Source organism: Serratia sp. CoH_134_PS_4 (assembly GCF_058190535.1).
Map to the genome: position 1 here is coordinate 122,134 of NZ_JBXWKI010000002.1, position 17,823 is coordinate 139,956.

A 17,823-nucleotide genomic window follows, 5' to 3' on the forward strand; every position below is an offset into this window, starting at 1 on the left:
TCAGATGTAAGGAGCTTTTTTGTGAAAGAAATACTAATCAATTGGTTGAAAAAACAACGCAGAATAACCAAAGTCAAACCTTTGCCCCTACGCCGCAGTAAAGGGGAGCCTGAACCGACCGGTGGAACGATCAAGGCCGAACTGTTTTCTGTCGATCAAATGGAGCGCTACGGCCAGCGTCTGGCACGCTCGCACAAGCTGGCAACGCGTAAAACACCTTACTATTTGCTGAAGCGTCTGGACGATAACGAGCGAATTCTGGCAGAAAGCTGCCACCAACTCAGCAACGGCAAAAAAGCCAGCATGACACCCGCGGGTGAATGGTTGCTGGATAACTACTATCTGATCGAAGAACAAATCCGTGTCGTGCGTCATCATTTGCCAAAAACCTTTGGCCGTGGCCTGCCACAGCTGGGCCCACCGCATAATTGCCCGCGTATTTATGACGTCGCTGCCGAGGCGATTACGCACGGTGACGGCCGGTGGGATGCGGAGAGCCTCACCCGTTATATTGCCGCTTACCAAAAAGAAGTTAACCTGACGTTGGGCGAACTCTGGGCACTGCCCGGTATGTTGCGCTTGGCGTTAATCGAAAACCTGCGACGCGTCAGCGTGGAAGTTGCACAGGCACAACGCGAACGCAATTTAGCCGACGCCTGGGTCACGAAAATGCTGGAATCGGCAGAGAACGACCCGGCCAACCTGATCATCGTGATCGCCGACATGGCACGCTCCAATCCCCCTCGTACCAGCGCCTTTGTTGCCGAGCTGGTACGTCGCCTGCAAGGCCATGGCACCATGCTGGCATTGCCGCTTACCTGGGTAGAACAGCGTCTGGCGGAAGTCGGTCTGACCTCTGATGAACTCATCCATCGCTTTAACCAGCAGTTGGCGGTTAGCCAACTGTCGGTCAGCAACAGTATCTCCGGCCTGCGTCAGCTCAGCGAAATGGACTGGGCAGAGTTTGTCGAAACCATGAGTCAGGTCGAGCAAACCCTGCGTGAAGATCCCTCCGGGGTTTATCCCTTAATGCACTTCAACACGCGCGATAACTACCGCCACGTGATTGAAATGCTGGCGCGCCACTGTCCGCACAATGAGGTACAGGTTGCCCAGCACGTGCTCAACATGGCGCGCGTCGCGGCCGAAGATCCCTCCGGCGATCCGCGCCGTAACCACATCGGCTACTACCTGATTGATGATGGCCGCCCAGAGCTGGAACAACAGCTTGATGTACACATTGGGCGCATTACCCAACTGCGCCATACGTTGAATCAGGCCCCACTGCTTTCCTGGCTCGGTAGCCTGAGCCTAATCACCACCGCGTGCTGTGCGGAACTGCTGCGCCATGCCTATAGCACCGGCATCAGTTGGGGGTTGGTCCTGCTGTTTTTCCCGATGGCCATCGTTGTCAGCCAATTTGTACTCAATCTGCTCAGTGAGGTCACGACCCGTAGTCGTACACCACAGCCACTACCGAGACTCGATTTCTCCTGTGGCATTCCCGCCGAGTTCCGAACCCTGGTGGTAATACCGACGCTGATCGGCAGTAAAAACGACATTGATAAGCTGATCAATACGCTTGAGGTCTGTTATCTGGGCAACGCGATGAAGCATCTGCACTTTGCCCTGCTCACCGACTTCAACGATGCCCCCCACCAGCACCATACTGAGGATGCGGCCTTACTGGATTATGCCTGCCAACAGATGAAAGCGCTGAACGGACGCTACCCTTGTGAAGGCCCAAGCCACTTTTTCCTGTTCCACCGCGATCGCCAATGGAATGAAAAACAAGGCGTCTGGATGGGGCTTGAACGTAAACGCGGCAAACTGAATGCCCTAAATAACTGGCTGCGTAACCGGGAAAACGCCTTCAGCACACTGGTGGGTGACGGCCGTGAGGTTCTGAAAAACGTCAAATACGTCATTACGCTGGACAGCGATACCGTTCTGCCACGCGAAAGCGCCCACCAATTAATCGCCGCCATGGCACACCCGCTCAATCAGCCCCAGTATGATATGAACCAGCAACGGGTGGTGGAAGGTTACGCCATCTTGCAACCTCGTATGGCCGAGGAAATCCCGAGCTACGGCCAGGGACGCTATGCCGCACTGTGCAGCAGCACGCCGGGCAATGATCCTTATACGCTGATGGCGTCGGATATCTATCAGGATCTGTTTGGCGAAGGTTCATTTATCGGCAAAGGCATCTATGACGTCGATGTGTTCTCGCACAGCATGAAAGGAACCTGTCCAGCGAATTTGGTGCTCAGCCACGATCTGCTGGAAGGGTGCTATGCCCGTTCCGGCCTGTTGAGCGACGTGCTACTGTATGAACAATACCCCAGTAATTATCTGGTGGACGTTGCACGTCGTACGCGCTGGATCCGCGGTGACTGGCAATTACTCAACTGGTTACTGCCACGGGTGAAAACTGAAGACGGCACGCGCACCGCCAACCCACTGAGCACCCTGTCACGCTGGAAACTGTTTGATAACCTGCGCCGCAGCCTGACGGCCCCCAGCCTGCTATTACTGCTGTTTTGCGGCTTCGTTTGGTTGCCCAACACCCCTTACTGGTTGGCGGTATTCGCCATTATTCTGCTGCTGCCGACCCTGCTGGGACTGGTGCAAGATATCGTACGTAAGCCCCCCCGCAGGCCGCTGCTAAAGCATATACTGCTGGTACTGAACGGCTCACTCCACCGTCTGTCGCAGATCGGTCTACGATTGGCAACGCTGCCGCATGAAACGCTGTACAGCCTCAACGCCATCGCCATTACCTTGTGGCGGTTGCTGATCACTAAACGCAACCTGCAGGAATGGACCAGCTACGATCAATCCAAAGCCCGTCAGCAGGTCACGTTGGAAAACTTCTACCGCGCCATGTGGATCAACCCGTTAGCCGGGCTGGCGCTGCTGATTTTCACCCTCATGCATAACCCAATGGCGCTGTTTATTACACTGCCCATCACCAGCTTGTGGATCCTGGCGCCATTCCTGCTGTATTACCTCAGCCAAGAGCCTCAGCGCAGTAAAACCGCCATTAACGATGAACAACGGCGGTTCCTGCGCCACACCAGTCGACAGACCTGGGACTTCTTCAATACCTTCGTCAATCAGCAAGAAAACTGGCTGCCGCCGGATAACTATCAGGAGATACCGGAACCGGTGGTGGCGCACCGCACCTCACCGACCAATATCGGGCTATCGTTGCTGGCCAATATCACCGCCTACGACTTTGGCTATCTGACACTCAGTGAAGCGCTGCGGCGTATTGAACTCACGCTCAATACGCTGGACCGCATGGAACACTACCGCGGACACCTCTACAACTGGTATGACACCCGCACATTGGAGCCGCTAAACCCGCGCTATATCTCCAGCGTCGATAGCGGCAACCTGGCAGGCCATCTGTTAACGCTCAGCGCCGGCCTGCCCGCGCTGGCCCACCAACCCTTCATTGAACCGCAACGGGTTCTGGACGGACTCGGCGACAGCCTGCAACTGCTGGAACAGCACTGGGGCGACGCCGCACCAAAGAACCTGTCAAAACTGCGTAACCACTGGGAACAGGCTCATCACAGCCACCCTGCCGCCCTGTTAGCCGAACTGAATGCAATGCGCAATTACAGTAACGGCCTGCAAGAGCCGGCGCTAAACCATGGCGATGAAACCCGACGTTGGGCCGGCGCACTGCACCAGCAACTTAATGAGCTCTGCGCCGAGTGGGCGCAATGGTTCGGCTGGCTGAGCGACAACGTATCTGAACTGGAAACAGTCCCCAGCCTGCATTGGTTGGCGAATCCCCCCTCGTCATTGACGCTGTCGGTAGAGCAAAGGAGTCAACTTGATGCGGTCAGCATCCAGGCACAAGAAAAGCTGACGCAATTGGATAGCCTGCAACAGCGGCTGGAAAAAATGGCGCAGATGGACTTCCACTTCCTGTATGACGAATCGACCCATTTGCTGACCGTCGGCTTTAACTGCGATCAAAACCGGATGGACAGCAGTAAATACGATCTGCTGGCATCGGAAATCCGGCTGACCAATTACGTCGCCATCGCCACCAACCAAGTCCCTCAACGCAGTTGGTTTGCACTTGGCCGTCTGTTTACCCTGATCGAAAATGAACCGGCGCTGATGTCATGGAGCGGTTCAATGTTTGAATACTTGATGCCGCAATTGGTGATGCCCGCGTACCCCGATTCGCTCTTGGTACAAATGTGCCGTGCTGCGGTAGACAGACAAATTGCCTGGGGCAAAGAACGCGGCGTCCCTTGGGGTATTTCCGAGTCCGGCTACTTTGGTTTCGATGCCGATCAAAATTACCAATACCATGCTTTTGGCGTACCCGGTTTGGGCCTGAGACGCGGTCTGGGTGACGACATGGTGGTCGCCCCTTATGCGACGGTGATGGCATTGATTGTCGACCCGGATGCGGCCTGCAATAACCTGGTCACGCTGGAAAAAAATGGTGCCAAAGGCCGCTACGGTTTTTACGAAGCGCTGGATTACACCACCGCACGCCTCAGCCGCGGTCAACTGTACGTAATTATCCGTTCCTATATGGCGCACCATCAGGGCATGAGTTTCCTGGCCCTGTCGCACCTGTTGCTGGATGCGCCGATGGTGGCGCGTTTCGCCGACTACCCGGCCTTCCAATCAGCACGTTTGTTACTGCAAGAACGGGTGCCGGATGCCGTCGAGTTGTACAGCACGCGTCGCCACTTTGAGACCCATGAGGGCACCATTACCCCTGCCAGCTTCGTAGCGCGTGAATTTAACCGGGTGGACTCACCTATCCCGGAAGTGCAGCTGCTGTCCAACGCCAACTACCACCTGATGCTCACCCAGGCTGGTGGCAGTTACAGCCGCTGGCAGAACCTCGCGCTCACCCGTTGGCGCGAAGATGCTACCTGCGATAACTGGGGCGCCTTCTGCTACCTGCGCGATCCGCAAACCGGTGAAGTCTGGAGCAATACCTGGCAACCCATCGGTGGCGCCGCCAAGGGGTACAGCGCCGTATTCAACGATGCCGGGGCCGAGTTCCAGCGCCAACAGGGTGCGCTGACGGTAAAAACCCAGGTGGTGGTATCACCGGAAGATGATATTGAACTGCGGCGCGTGACGCTGATAAATCGCGGCAAACAACCACGCACCATCGAAATCACCAGCTATGCGGAAGTGGTGCTGGCACCGGCAAGTAACGATCTGGCTCATCCGGCATTCAGTAACCTGTTCGTGCAGACCGAATTGCTGCCGGAGCAGGATGCTATTTTGTGCCATCGTCGCCCACGTGAACCCAAAGAGAAATGCCCGTGGTTGCTGCATATGATGACGGTACAGGGCCGTTCCAGCCAAACATCCTTTGAAACCGACCGTGCCAAATTTATCGGCCGCGGGCGCACGCCCACCAATCCGCAGGCGTTGTATCAAAATGCGCCGCTCAGTAACAGTGCCGGGCCGGTCATTGACCCGATCATCGCTATCCGTCAGCGCGTGGTGCTGGAACCGAACGTACCTCTCACGCTGGATATCTTTTATGGCGTCAGTGAAGACCGCGCTAGTGGAATGGTCATGCTGGAAAAATACCGCGATCGCCATCTGGCAGATCGTGTATTTGAACTGGCGTGGTCGCATAGCCAGGTGGTCCTGCGCCAGTTGAACGCCAATGAAGAGGACGCCAATCTGTTTAATCGCTTGGCGGGCGCAGTGGTCTTCCCGGCGCAAGAAATGCGGGCCGCCGGCAGTGAAATCATTAACAACCGCCGCGGCCAATCGGGGCTGTGGGGCCACTCTATCTCCGGCGATCTGCCGATAGTCCTGCTTACGGTGACCGACAGCGAGAACATCGAACTGGTACGGCAACTGATCCAAGCCCACAACTATTGGCGCTTGAAAGGGCTACAGGTCGATCTGGTGATCCTCAATGAAGACGTCGGCGGCTACCGCCAGGATCTGCAAAACCAGATCATGGGCCTGATCGCCGCCGGTATGGAATCCACCCAAACAGATAAGCCCGGTGGCATCTTCGTGCGCACCAGCGAGCATATGGCACCGGAAGACCACCGGTTGTTGCTCAGCGTTGCGCGGATTTATCTCGACGATCGTCGCGGTGGATTAACGGAGCAACTCAACCAGCGTCTGCAAATGCCGCAGGTTCTGCAGCAACCTCTGTCGCCGGTCACCGCGTCGTCGAAACTGGCCACGGTGGACAATCTGCCGCGTAACCTGCATTCGCCACAGCTGCCCGCCATTGACGCGTTGCAGTTTTACAATGGTCTCGGCGGCTTCTCCGAGAATGGCCGCGAATATGTGATCGCAATGAACGAAAGTAAGATCACGCCCGCCCCTTGGTCGAACGTGATCGCTAATCCGATGTTCGGCACCGTTGTCTCGGAAAGTGGTCAGGCCTACACCTGGTACGAAAACGCCCATGAATACCGCCTGACCCCCTGGGATAACGACCCTATCTGCGACCGCAGCGGGGAGGCCTTCTATCTGCGTGATGAAGAGAACGGGCACTTCTGGTCCCCCACACCACTGCCTGCCCGGGGCCGTGGGCACTACCTGACCCGCCACGGTTTCGGCTACAGCGTCTTTGACCACCGCGAAAACGGTATCGACAGTCAGTTCACCGTACTGGTGGCCAAAGATGCACCGGTCAAACTGTTCCTGCTAACCCTGACCAATACCTCGGGGCGCACGCGCAAGTTGTCGGCAACCGGCTACGTGGAATTTATTCTGGGTGATTTGCGGCAAAAATCGGCCATGCACATTGTCACACAGGCCGCATCGCCTGAAAGCGGCTGTGGCATCCTGGCCACCAACCATTACGGTAGCAGCGGTTCAGATCGCACCGCTTTCTTTGGTGTCACCGGCGTGCATTGTTCCATCAGTGGCGATCGGCGTGAATTTATCGGACGCAACGGTTCGCTGGCCAACCCGGTGGTGCTGAAACTGCGGCGACTGTCGGGCAAAGTGGGCGCAGCTATGGATCCCTGTGGGGCCGTTCAGTCGGCGCTCAGCCTGATCGATGGCGATCAACGCAGTCTGGTGTTTGCCCTTGGGTTGGGACAAAACGCCGATGAGGCTGAGGCCCTGTTGCAAAAATACCTGCGGGAAGACAACCTGCAAGATGAACTGCAACGCGTTACGGCACATTGGGACAGCATTCTCAACAAGGTGCAAATCGGGACGCCGCATCCCGCCGTCGACCTGCTGGCCAATGGTTGGTTACTGTACCAAACCCTCTCCTGCCGTATTCAGGCACGCAGCGGTTACTATCAGTCCGGCGGGGCCTTCGGTTTCCGCGACCAATTGCAAGACACGTTGGCGTTGACCCATGCGGCCCCAGAACGTCTGCGCGAACAGATCCTGCTGTGCGCTTCGCGCCAGTTTATCGAAGGCGACGTCCAACACTGGTGGCACCCGCCACAGGGCAATGGGGTGCGTACGCGCTGTTCGGATGATTACCTGTGGCTGCCGCTGGCCATTTGTCATTACCTGGATGCCACCGACGATCGGTCCATTCTCGATGAGTCCGTCGGCTATCTGGAGGCACGCAAACTGTCGCCGGGTGAGGAATCCTCGTATGAGCAACCCGCGTCAAGCGCAATACAGGAAACCCTGTATCAGCACGGCGTACGGGCGTTAAAACACGGATTAACCTTTGGTGAGCACGGCCTGCCGCTGATGGGGGCGGGTGACTGGAACGATGGCATGAATATGGTGGGCCTGGAGGGGCGAGGTGAAAGCGTCTGGCTCGGTTTCTTCCTGTTCCATATCCTGCAGCGTTACGGCAACGTCGCTGCTGCGCGCAACGACAACGAACTGGCGGCACTCTGTCGACAACAGGCCGATACCTTGCGCGATAACCTGCGTGACCATGCCTGGGATGGCGAATGGTATCGTCGGGGCTACTTTGACAGTGGAGAGCCGCTAGGTTCTCAACAATCAACTGAGTGCCGCATCGACGCCATCGCCCAGAGCTGGTCTGTGTTGTCCGGTGCGGCGGATAAAACACGCAGCCTGCAGGCGATGCAATCGCTGGATAAACACCTGGTAGACAACCAAGCTGGCCTGATAAAACTGCTGACACCGCCATTCGATGGCAACGGCCCTAATCCGGGTTATATCCGCGGTTATCTGCCTGGCGTGCGGGAAAATGGCGGTCAGTATACCCACGGCGCGGTATGGGCGGTCATGGCCTTCGCCGAAATGGGCAATATCGAACGCGCCTGGGAACTGATGGCGCTCATCAACCCGATCAACCACAGCCTGGACAGCACCGCCGCCGAGCGCTACAAGGTTGAGCCTTACGTGGCGACCGCCGATATATACGCGGTCGCGCCGCACGTCGGTCGTGGCGGCTGGAGTTGGTATACCGGCTCTGCCGGTTGGATGTACCGGCTGATTGTCGAGTCACTGCTGGGATTGAAACGCCGTGGCAATCAGTTGTCCATCAACACCCGTCTGCCTGCGGACTGGCCACAGGTGACACTGAATTACCGGGAGGGTGGCAGCGAGTACCAGTTGATTATCCGGCAGGGAACGGGAACGACGCAGATCACCGTTGATGGTGAAGAACAGCCGGAGGCCGTAATAACGCTGGTAGACGACGGGAAAATCCATCACGTGGACGTCATGCTGGGGCAGTAAAACCAAGGGCGCGGTGAATGACCGCGCCCAATACCTTTACGTCGTTATTTACGCGCCAACAACAGACCCAGCACCAATCCGACCGTCGCCCCAATGCCGACACTGTGCCATGGTTTTTCACGCACATAGCCGTCAGTGCGGCAAACCGCGTCCTTGGCACGCGCATAGTAGGATTCGGTAGAGTCAGTCAGCCGTGACTTGACCTCACTCAACGCCTCTTCGGCATGGGCTTTAATGTCGATGTAGGCCTGATCGGCGCGATCGCCGGAGTACTTCAACACTTCTTCCAGCGTGTCGCTCAGCATTCTCAGATCGTCGTCGAGCGTGGTTTGATCTGCATCCGTATTTCTCGCCATGTTAAGTTCTCCGTATTTAAAAAATGAAGCGGCCCTTAACTATAGACAAGGATAGCCGCTCCCCGCCATCAGACTATTGGCTAAAATTAGAACACCAGCTGGACCTTGGCGGCCAGGCGCTTATCGCCGGCGAATGCCAGAGCTTGTTCCAGTTGCTGATTGTTAAACTCAGCGGAGAGCAGCGGCAACGGATTGATCGTCCCGTCGGACAACCAGGCAACCGCGATATCAAACTCTTCAACAAAACGGAATGAGCCCAGCAAATTCAACTCTTTGGCGATCAGCAGCATCAGTGGAAAATCAGGGAAACTGCCGCCCATGCCCACTTGCACGACCGTCCCCTTGGCACGGGTGACCTCCAGACAGCGCAACAGGGATAACGGATGGCCGGAAACTTCAAACGCGATGTCAAAATAGCCTTTTTCCTGTTGGTAACGGCTAAAATCGTCATTGCTTGCATGCATGCAGATAGACGCCCCCATCTCACGGGCGATATCCAGGCAACGTGGGCTAAGATCGGCACAAACAATTTCGCTGGCGCCCAGTGCCTTCAATGCAGCCACCAGTAAGCACCCGATCGGCCCTACGCCGGAAACAAACACCCTTTTGCCGTTTACCTCCCCTGGCTGTTTTGCGGCATGAATCGCGACGGCCAAAGGTTCAGCAAACACCATAACCTTCTCATCGCGATCGGCGTCAAAGGCAATGCACTGCGCACTATCAACCACTTTGTATTGGGTGAAGGCACCATCCACATGGGGAAAATACATGGCGCTGCCGAAGAAACGCATATGGGTACACTGGTTTTGCTGGTTCGCCTGGCAATATTTGCACTGCCCGCAGGGTTTGCTGGGGTTCAACGCCACCTTTTGGCCAACAGCCAGTCGCGCAGTATCACTGGCCACCACCTCACCAATCACCTCATGGCCAAGCACCATCGGCTGGCGCACTTGAAAGCTGCCAACCTTGCCTTCTTGGTAGTAATGCAGGTCTGACCCACAGATACCACCACGCGTGATTTTCACCAGCGTGCCCGTCCCTTGGTATTCCACCTCCTGCTCCACCACTGCGACGTCATATTTGCCTTTAACCACGCAGGATTGGGTTTGAATTTTCATCATTATTTTCCATTAAACTGGCGGTTATACCGCAGCGGACATGCCGCCATCGACAAACAGCAGGTGGCCATTAACAAAATCGGATGCCTTTGATGACAAGAATACGGCGGCACCAATCAATTCCTGCGGATCACCCCAACGGGCAGCCGGAGTGCGTTTGGTCAGCCACGCGGTAAACTCCGCATTGTCCGCCAGCGCCTGGGTCATTTCCGTTTTGAAGTAGCCCGGAGCAATGCCATTTACCTGAATGTTATAGCGCGCCAGCTCTACACACATGCCACGCGTCAACATTTTTACCGCCCCCTTTGACGCGGCATAGGGTGTAATGGTGTCGCGGCCCAGTTCGCTCTGCATTGAGCCAATATTGATGATTTTTCCGCTTTGGCGCTGCACCATATGGCGCGCCACGGCTTGCGAGACCATAAAGACCGCTTTTTGATTGACGGCAATAATCTCGTCCCACTCTTTTTCCGGGAACTCGGTAAACGGATGACGGCGCTGAATGCCCGCATTGTTGATCAGCACATCGATTCCACCGCCCTCTGCCTCGATTTGCTCAATAGCAGCATGAATGGCCTGAGAGTCGGTCACGTCAAAGGCCGCGGCGTCGGCGCGGAAACCTTCGCGTCGCAACGCTTCAACCGCACGCTGTGCATTTTCCTGAGTGGTCGCATTGACCAGAATATGGGCACCATACTGCGCCAGCCCACGAGCCAGCAGAAAGCCAATGCCCCGAGAAGCGCCGGTAATCAGTATTTTTTTATTATCCAGTGAAAACAAGTTGTTCATAACGCACCCCGGCCATGTCATTCAGAAAGAACAGGCGTCTATCTCAGCGGATCGCTGCCAGCAAAAATGTGATTAAGATCACTTAAAACAGTGTTACTAAAACCTGTTACCTTTAACGTGAAGCTACGCATTCCGCCGAGAAAACATATCAACATAGTTTATTGAAAAATATAGTTTTTATACTTTATGAGGCGGATTGTTATCGCCAGATCGATTTGTTAACATGACATCATGCGGGCTCTTTCCGCCTCCCCAGCTAAGGCATCAGAATGAAGAACCAACGCGTCACGCTGCAGGATATTGCGCTGCTCGCCGGTGTGACAAAAATGACCGTCAGCCGCTATCTGCGCACGCCAGAAAAGGTGGCAGCAGAAACCGCCGCGAAAATTGCCCAAGTGATGAAAGAGGTTAATTTCACCGACAGCGATGAAGCGCGCTCAACGCAAAAACCGCGTATAGGCGTCCTGATCCCTTCGTTCAACAATCAGATTTTTGCCGACCTGTTAGCCGGTATCGAATCCATTACGCTGGAACACGGTTATCAGACCCTGGTGGTGAACTATGATTACAGCCGCCAACGAGAGGAAGAGCATATCGTCCAACTGCTGGCCTACCCCATCGCGGGGCTGATTCTTACAGATTCTGAGCACACATTACGGGCAGAGAAATACTTGGCGGCAGCAAAAATCCCGGTAGCGCAGGTGATGGATCTTGAAGCCCCGGAGGGGCGGATTGCCGTGGGGTTCGATAACTATCAGGCCGGTTATGACATGACAGAAGCGCTGCTTGCCAGCGGAAAACGTCAGGTGGTTTATTTTGGTGCCATGTCTGATGCCCGCGATAACAAGCGCTTTCAAGGCTATTGCCAGGCGATGGAAAACCAAGGGTTAGCGCCGCGTCAAATCACACCGCATCGGGTGTCGTCTGTCAGTGTGGGTTCCGATATGCTGGCGATGGCCCGTCAACTCTATCCTGATTTGGACGGTATCTTATGCACCAATGACGATCTGGCCGTTGGCGTGTTGCAGGCGTGTCTCCGGCTCGGGTTACAAGTTCCACAGGACGTCGCCCTATCAGGTTTTCACGGTTTGGATATCGGCAAAGCCACCACGCCGGGCATCGCCAGCGTGATCACACCAAGGTTTGATATGGGTAAAGTCGCTACGGAGATCTTGCTCAAACGCATAAAAGGGCTACCCTGCATTGAGCGCGTGGACCTGCACTACCGCATTTCCCTCGGCGGTACCATTTGAATCAGCGGTTAACATTCTCGGTAACAACAGCGGTCGCTTTGGTTTTCTCATTGCGTGCCGCCAACCACAAGCCGCTGTTTTTCATCGCGTAACCGAACACCAGCCCAACCAGTAAAGACAGGGTCACCAACGGCCAGTCACCGCCACCAGCAAAGGTCGCGCAAGCGCCAATGAAGGTACCAGGCACGAACCCCAGCCACTGTTGCTTTGCCTGAATGCACATCAAAAAAGCCACCACGCCGGTCAGCAGATAACCGAGCATACTCCAGCCTGGAGCGAGCTCACTGCCGTGAATGATCGCCATAGCCCAAAAGACGCCGCTGCAACTGGTCAATGTGCTGATTAACAACCCTTTTAATCCCCCCTGCGGGCAGGCGAAATAGGCTGTGCAGCCGAGAAAACCGGCCCAGCTGATTAACCCCAGGCTCACCGCAACCCATCCCCAAACGCCAGAGAGGATCCCGGTAGTCAAAGCAATGGCAAAAATAACGTTCATAAACCGACCCGCTGAAAAGGAAGCGCGCAGTTTACGCGAAAATCGGCAAAAATATATGATGGGCATCACATAAAATATGTAATGAGAAACATGGTAATTACAGAACTGAGGAATTTGTCACAAAAAAAACCAGCGTGGCAAGCACGCTGGAAATGACACACAACAACACCAGGGAAATCGTTTACCAGATTCACTCACGCCCAAATGAGATCGGGCGCTGAAATCTCAGCGTGGGAAGCCCGCGCGGGTCACCATGAGGCTTAACATTAAGCACACCACGGCACTGACCAGGAATAACAGGTTGACCGCCAGATGCAAGCTGGCATGGTCGATCACTACCCCCAACAGGATAGGGATCCAGTTGGCGATATAAGCAATAACGTAAAACAGCGAAATCAGTCTTGCATGGCTTGCCTTCGGTGAAATCAGATTCACCAATGTGGCACTGCCGACAAAGATAGCCCCGTAGGCATAACCCGCAATCACCATACCGGCACTGGCCAGACCCAACGAATGAATCTGTATGGCTTCGGCGAACACCACGACTGACAGCGCTTGCGCCAGGCAGCCAAACATCAGCGAGTGACGAGCATTAACGCGGCGGCTCAGGATCTGGCTAATACCGGCAATCACCAGATAAACCGCGATCACATACCCATAAACACCACGGCTATGCATACCCAACAGCTTTTCCGACACGCTTGGGCCAATCGCCAGAATGCTGGCAGCCACAGCCCAACAGATAAACAGCGCACCGGCACACAGGAAGAACTTGCCCCCTGTCGCTCGCAAGCCATCTCCCAGAGAACTCTTTTCCGTTTCGGCCCCTGTTTCTACGGCTCCATTCAGGGGGACAACCGGAGCAATAGCGGGCCATTTGAGCATCACACCTAACGCAGCGATTGCCGCCACCGCCATAATGATAATGAACGGCAATGAGGTGGTATGGAACCCAGTTTGCAACGCAACGCCGCTGAAAATCGGCCCTAATGCCAGACCGGTGGTAAAAGACAATGTCGCAATCAGTGCCGCATTTTTACCGCCGTCTTTCGGCCCAAAACGCACCAGCGCAATATTCGCGGCCCCGGTCAGGGCGCCGGTACCAATACCGGCCAGCAAACGCGCCATAAACATCATCAGGAACGAATCGGCCATCGAGAATAACAAGGCCCCCGCCAGTACCACCAGCAGCGCAGGAACAATCATGCTGCGCAGGTCCTTCACTTTGCCGGCCATATTGCCCACGCCGAACAATGAGATCAGCACACCCGCAGCATAGGCACCATAAATGACTGTCAGGCTGACCGAGCTTAATGCCAACTCATGTTGATAAAGCGGATAAAGCGGCGTCGGCGCACTGCTGTTGAGCAATGCAGACATTAATGCCAAGGCTAGAAACAATAAGATGGCAAAATGTGACTCGCCCGAATTCGCTTGAGCTGCTTTATCAACAGCCACCCCTTCAGACATTTTTCTCTCCCGAAACAATCTGGATAAACACTAAGCCCTGAAAACCAAACTCATCAGGAAACGCGTTTATCATACCGTTCGGGTATAACCGTAAAAATAGCCAAGAATGCATCATAGTGATTCATTAATGCATTCGCGCTGGCAATACTCGCTGGTCTTTATGAAAGAAACGGGCAGAAAGTGGTTACACCGCCTCCGCTTTTTGGACCTTCGCGGGAGCACGTTTCAAAATAGCCAGCGCACCAGAAAGGATAATCAATGCCATGCCCCCGGCGGCAATGTAAGACAGTTTTTCGCCGAACAGCACATAACCGAGCAAGGTGGAAAAGATGATGGTGCTATAGGAAAGAATGCTAACGATGACCGCATTACCGCTGCCATAGGCGCGAGTCATGGTAATTTGCCCCAGGCTGCCGAATACGCCGATGGCACAGACACACAGTATCATCGCGCTATCCAACGCCGTGAACCCCACCACTGACGTCATTACGCCACCGACCAGCGTGCCCACCAGTGAGAAGTAAAATACCACTCGCAGTTCGGGTTCCCCGCTACGTACCAATTTGCCGACGTTAAAATAGGCCAATGCTGTGAGCAGGCCAGAAAACAGGCCGATCAGGGTCGCCGCATACTCGCCGTTCGGCGCGTCAGGGCGCAATAACACCAAAATGCCGATGAATCCCAGCAGTACCGAGAACAACAGTTTTCCGGTTAACTGACCTTTGGAAGTAACAAAGGCAATCGCCGATTGAAAAATCGGGTTGGTGTAACCCAGCGTAGTGGCGGTGGCGATCGGCAGATGGATCAATGAATAGAAACCGCAGTACATCGCCGCATTACCGATAGCCGCACGTTTCATATGCAGGCCCAGATGCTGGGTACGAAAACCCAGGTTTTTAATATGAATCAGCGCGGCAACGATCAGGACGTTAATGACGGAACGGTAAAAAATGATGTCGAAAAAGCCAACTTTGGCCGAAGCCAATTTGATGCTGGCCCCCATCAGCGCAAAGAACCCGCTGGCGACAACCATCCATAAAGCAACCATGATTTCCTCAGAATGCAGCCCAAACAGGCTGCAAAAAATAATCTATACCCGTAGATTCCAAGCTGCAGCCAGGTAAAGCGGCAACTTGAAAGACGACACCGGCATTATTCGGCGGCTTTTACCGTCAGCGGTTTATTGTCTGCGCAGGCAAAGAACACCAGCATTTCAGCACCTTTATCACCCGATACCCCCTGATGAACAATATCTACCGTGTCGGTAAAAGAGTCACCCTGTTTAAAGGTGTGCTTCACGCCGGTTTTCTTTACCGTCAGCGAAACGCTCCCCCCTGTCATATACACTGCGCTGATGCACGGGTGAGTATGCCAGGCCAGCACCTTGTTCGGCTCAACGGTGACCTTCAACATGGTGATCTGCGGAGCGCCGGCAGGATAATGCTGATAGGGCGACCCCTCCCACGACGTCTCTGTTTTCAGAAGCGTTTCTTTGGTAATGCCTTCACCATGATCGTCAGCGGCCTGTGCATGGCCTTGAAATGCCATCATTAATACTGCCAGAAGTGTCAATTTATACATTGTTATCGCTCCATGACTACTGTGAGTAAAATAGAATGGCGTGATGCAAAGGACAAAATAATGACGGCTCCCGGATTAACAGGGCAACGCTCTTACACGCCTTTGATACGCTGCTCGTATTCTACGATGCTCTCGGCATAGTATCGATTAGGCGCCACATGATTTCCTACCAACACTTCTATCAGGAACGGGCCGTCGTGTTCGGCCGCGGCAACCAGCGCGTCATCGAGCTCTTCCAACGTTGCCGCTTTGGCCGAAGAGACGCCCAGACTGTTGGCGAAGGCTTTCCAGTCATGATTGGGCAGCGCAGTATAATCTGCCGATACCCCCCGGTTCTGCAACGTGTCGATATGCATTGCACCGTGGGCACAGTTGTTCATCACCACGAAGGTCATCTTGACCTGATAACGGGCAGCCGTCTGAATTTCCATGCCGTGCATCAGCATACAGCCATCACCGGTGACCACCACGCAGTTACGATGCGGTGCCGCCAGCTTGATGCCAATACCCGCGCAAATCGCCCAGCCCATCGGGGCCAACGAACTTGATGTATGGTAATCACCACGCCCACTGGCTAGCCAGTGATGTGCCATAAAGATACGGTGCGCGCCAGAGTCGACCACGACGTTAGTATCCTGGTCCATATGGCGACGAATGCGTTTAATGGCATCGCCGGGGTACATGTTTGCCTCTGCCACGGCCAGACGTGCCTGCAAGTCAGGGCGCGGTTGTTCCAAGGGTAACTGATTTACCTGCTCAATCCAGCCATCGCGCAGCACGTTGATATCGGCCAGATGCGCATCTTCGTCACTGACCGCATCTAACAGGTGTTGTAGCGCCCCGGTCAGGCTGGAGAAAATCTGCATATCCGGCTGGTAGTGCGAACTGACCTTGTCAAAATCCTCATCGATCACCACCAGCGTTTTCGTACCGTGCAACCGTGCGTTCCAATTGAGGCTATCGCGCTGGCTGAGATCGCAGCCCAACACCAGCAGGACATCAACGTCATCACCATTGATGGTCTCCACAGCCCGGGTATGGCCGGCAAAGCCATACAGACCCAATGCCAGCTCATGCCCTTCCGGGAAGGCGCCCTTGCCGGATAGCGTCGTGGCGACGGGCAAACGGTATTTCTCCGCCAGACGCAGCAGCAATGCCGCATCTTGCGGGTTATTCATCCGGTTACCGGCCAGACAGGCCACCTTCAACCCGCGTAACAGATAGTCGTCCAGCACCTGATCCAGCCCCTGCTGATCGATGGCAACTTCGCGGCACTGCGGCGTTGTGCGCGGCGGGCTGGCATCATGATTGCCGGCAACCACGTTCTTTTGCATATCGACCGGTACGCTCAAGTAAGCGCGGCCTTTACGTTGGGTGTTCAGACACGACAAACTGCGTCGCAGCTCGTGTTGCAACGTCAGGTTGTTTTTCACTTCTATCGCGGCGGAAAGCAATGGCTTGACGATGGTCAGCTCATCGATGCCGCTATTGCTGCCATCCTGGAAAGCACCCTGTGCTTCATGATAAGTGGCGATACCGCCAGCCAGATACAGCACCGGGATTTTATCAGCCTGTGCAGCGGCCATCGCGGGCAAAAAATTCATTGTGCCGGGGCCGGAGATCCCCAGGCAAACGCCAAATTTGCGGTTAGCGCGGGCATAACCGTCCGCCATAAAACCACAGGCGGTCTCGTGGGCACCGACGATACCGGTGATGCCTGAATGTTCAATGGATTTAATCAGTGGGTACACCAGTTTACCGGGTACCAGGAAGATGTGCTGAATGCCGCGAGCTTCAATACCCTGGATGATCACATCAGCATTACTTTGCGTTGCCGCTTTCGCGCCGGGTGCTGCAATTACCCTAACACCATCCGCCGTTGCCAGCGCAACGGGGGTGTATAACTTCTCTGCGTGAGACTCCATTTTTAATGTCCAGTCGTGGTGGGTCAACCTGATATAGAGTCGATCCCACCAGGCGATTAGCCACAGAGACAGGCTCTCATGCGTATCTGCTTACGCGTTTAAGGTAACATTGGCACAAAATGTGCGCCAGATCACAGCATAAACGTTGATAAGCATAAAGATTGTCGGGTA

General features: G+C 55.0%; 10 protein-coding genes. 2 read left to right on the top strand and 8 right to left on the bottom strand.

Annotated elements, in window-relative coordinates:
- Window positions 1–21: 21 nt before the first annotated feature.
- Window positions 22–8,664, top strand: coding sequence for a glycoside hydrolase family 94 protein (locus AC2FCQ_RS05885; protein WP_490308470.1), 8,643 nt, complete (start codon window positions 22–24; stop codon window positions 8,662–8,664).
- 44 nt (window positions 8,665–8,708) lie between these two features.
- Here the strand turns inward: AC2FCQ_RS05885 and elaB are convergent, their stop codons facing one another.
- From elaB to idnO, 3 genes are all read right to left on the bottom strand, one after another.
- Window positions 8,709–9,020, bottom strand: a complete 312-nt coding sequence (gene elaB / locus AC2FCQ_RS05890; protein WP_209638951.1) for a stress response protein ElaB — start codon at window positions 9,018–9,020, stop codon at window positions 8,709–8,711.
- Between the two features lie 86 nt (window positions 9,021–9,106).
- Window positions 9,107–10,138: an L-idonate 5-dehydrogenase gene (gene idnD / locus AC2FCQ_RS05895; RefSeq protein WP_265555754.1), complete on the bottom strand. Its 1,032-nt coding sequence runs from the start codon at window positions 10,136–10,138 to the stop codon at window positions 9,107–9,109.
- A 24-nt stretch (window positions 10,139–10,162) separates the two neighbouring features.
- Window positions 10,163–10,927, bottom strand: a complete 765-nt coding sequence (gene idnO, locus AC2FCQ_RS05900) for a gluconate 5-dehydrogenase (RefSeq protein WP_490308472.1) — start codon at window positions 10,925–10,927, stop codon at window positions 10,163–10,165.
- A 269-nt stretch (window positions 10,928–11,196) separates the two neighbouring features.
- On the opposite strand from idnO, the gene AC2FCQ_RS05905 reads away from it, so the two are divergent.
- Window positions 11,197–12,180, top strand: a complete 984-nt coding sequence (locus AC2FCQ_RS05905) for a substrate-binding domain-containing protein (protein ID WP_209638947.1) — start codon at window positions 11,197–11,199, stop codon at window positions 12,178–12,180.
- Window position 12,181: 1 nt separating this feature from the next.
- Here AC2FCQ_RS05905 and AC2FCQ_RS05910 read toward each other — a convergent pair whose 3' ends face one another.
- The 5 genes from AC2FCQ_RS05910 to AC2FCQ_RS05930 all read right to left on the bottom strand — a co-directional run bounded on the left by AC2FCQ_RS05910 (window position 12,182) and on the right by AC2FCQ_RS05930 (window position 17,652).
- Window positions 12,182–12,676, bottom strand: a complete 495-nt coding sequence (locus AC2FCQ_RS05910; protein WP_209638945.1) for a DUF1097 domain-containing protein — start codon at window positions 12,674–12,676, stop codon at window positions 12,182–12,184.
- Window positions 12,677–12,901: 225 nt separating this feature from the next.
- Entirely contained in the window at window positions 12,902–14,146 is a 1,245-nt protein-coding gene (locus tag AC2FCQ_RS05915) for an MFS transporter (RefSeq protein ID WP_209638943.1), read from the bottom strand.
- A 184-nt stretch (window positions 14,147–14,330) separates the two neighbouring features.
- Complete coding sequence (locus AC2FCQ_RS05920; RefSeq protein ID WP_209638941.1) at window positions 14,331–15,194, bottom strand: DMT family transporter; 864 nt, start codon at window positions 15,192–15,194, stop codon at window positions 14,331–14,333.
- Window positions 15,195–15,298: 104 nt separating this feature from the next.
- Window positions 15,299–15,727 (bottom strand): cupin domain-containing protein, encoded by a 429-nt coding sequence (locus AC2FCQ_RS05925; RefSeq protein ID WP_209638939.1) that lies wholly within the window; start codon window positions 15,725–15,727, stop codon window positions 15,299–15,301.
- A 92-nt stretch (window positions 15,728–15,819) separates the two neighbouring features.
- Window positions 15,820–17,652: a thiamine pyrophosphate-binding protein gene (locus AC2FCQ_RS05930; RefSeq protein ID WP_209638937.1), complete on the bottom strand. Its 1,833-nt coding sequence runs from the start codon at window positions 17,650–17,652 to the stop codon at window positions 15,820–15,822.
- Window positions 17,653–17,823: the final 171 nt, after the last annotated feature.

Excerpts from the sequence above, each read along its gene's own strand:
- elaB (WP_209638951.1), bottom strand. The coding sequence starts at position 9,020 with ATGGCGAGAAATACGGATGCAGATCAAACCACGCTCGACGACGATCTG.
- idnD (WP_265555754.1), bottom strand. The coding sequence starts at position 10,138 with ATGAAAATTCAAACCCAATCCTGCGTGGTTAAAGGCAAATATGACGTC.
- idnO (WP_490308472.1), bottom strand. The coding sequence starts at position 10,927 with ATGAACAACTTGTTTTCACTGGATAATAAAAAAATACTGATTACCGGC.
- AC2FCQ_RS05905 (WP_209638947.1), top strand. The coding sequence starts at position 11,197 with ATGAAGAACCAACGCGTCACGCTGCAGGATATTGCGCTGCTCGCCGGT.
- AC2FCQ_RS05910 (WP_209638945.1), bottom strand. The coding sequence starts at position 12,676 with ATGAACGTTATTTTTGCCATTGCTTTGACTACCGGGATCCTCTCTGGC.
- AC2FCQ_RS05915 (WP_209638943.1), bottom strand. The coding sequence starts at position 14,146 with ATGTCTGAAGGGGTGGCTGTTGATAAAGCAGCTCAAGCGAATTCGGGC.
- AC2FCQ_RS05920 (WP_209638941.1), bottom strand. The coding sequence starts at position 15,194 with ATGGTTGCTTTATGGATGGTTGTCGCCAGCGGGTTCTTTGCGCTGATG.
- AC2FCQ_RS05925 (WP_209638939.1), bottom strand. The coding sequence starts at position 15,727 with ATGTATAAATTGACACTTCTGGCAGTATTAATGATGGCATTTCAAGGC.
- AC2FCQ_RS05930 (WP_209638937.1), bottom strand. The coding sequence starts at position 17,652 with ATGGAGTCTCACGCAGAGAAGTTATACACCCCCGTTGCGCTGGCAACG.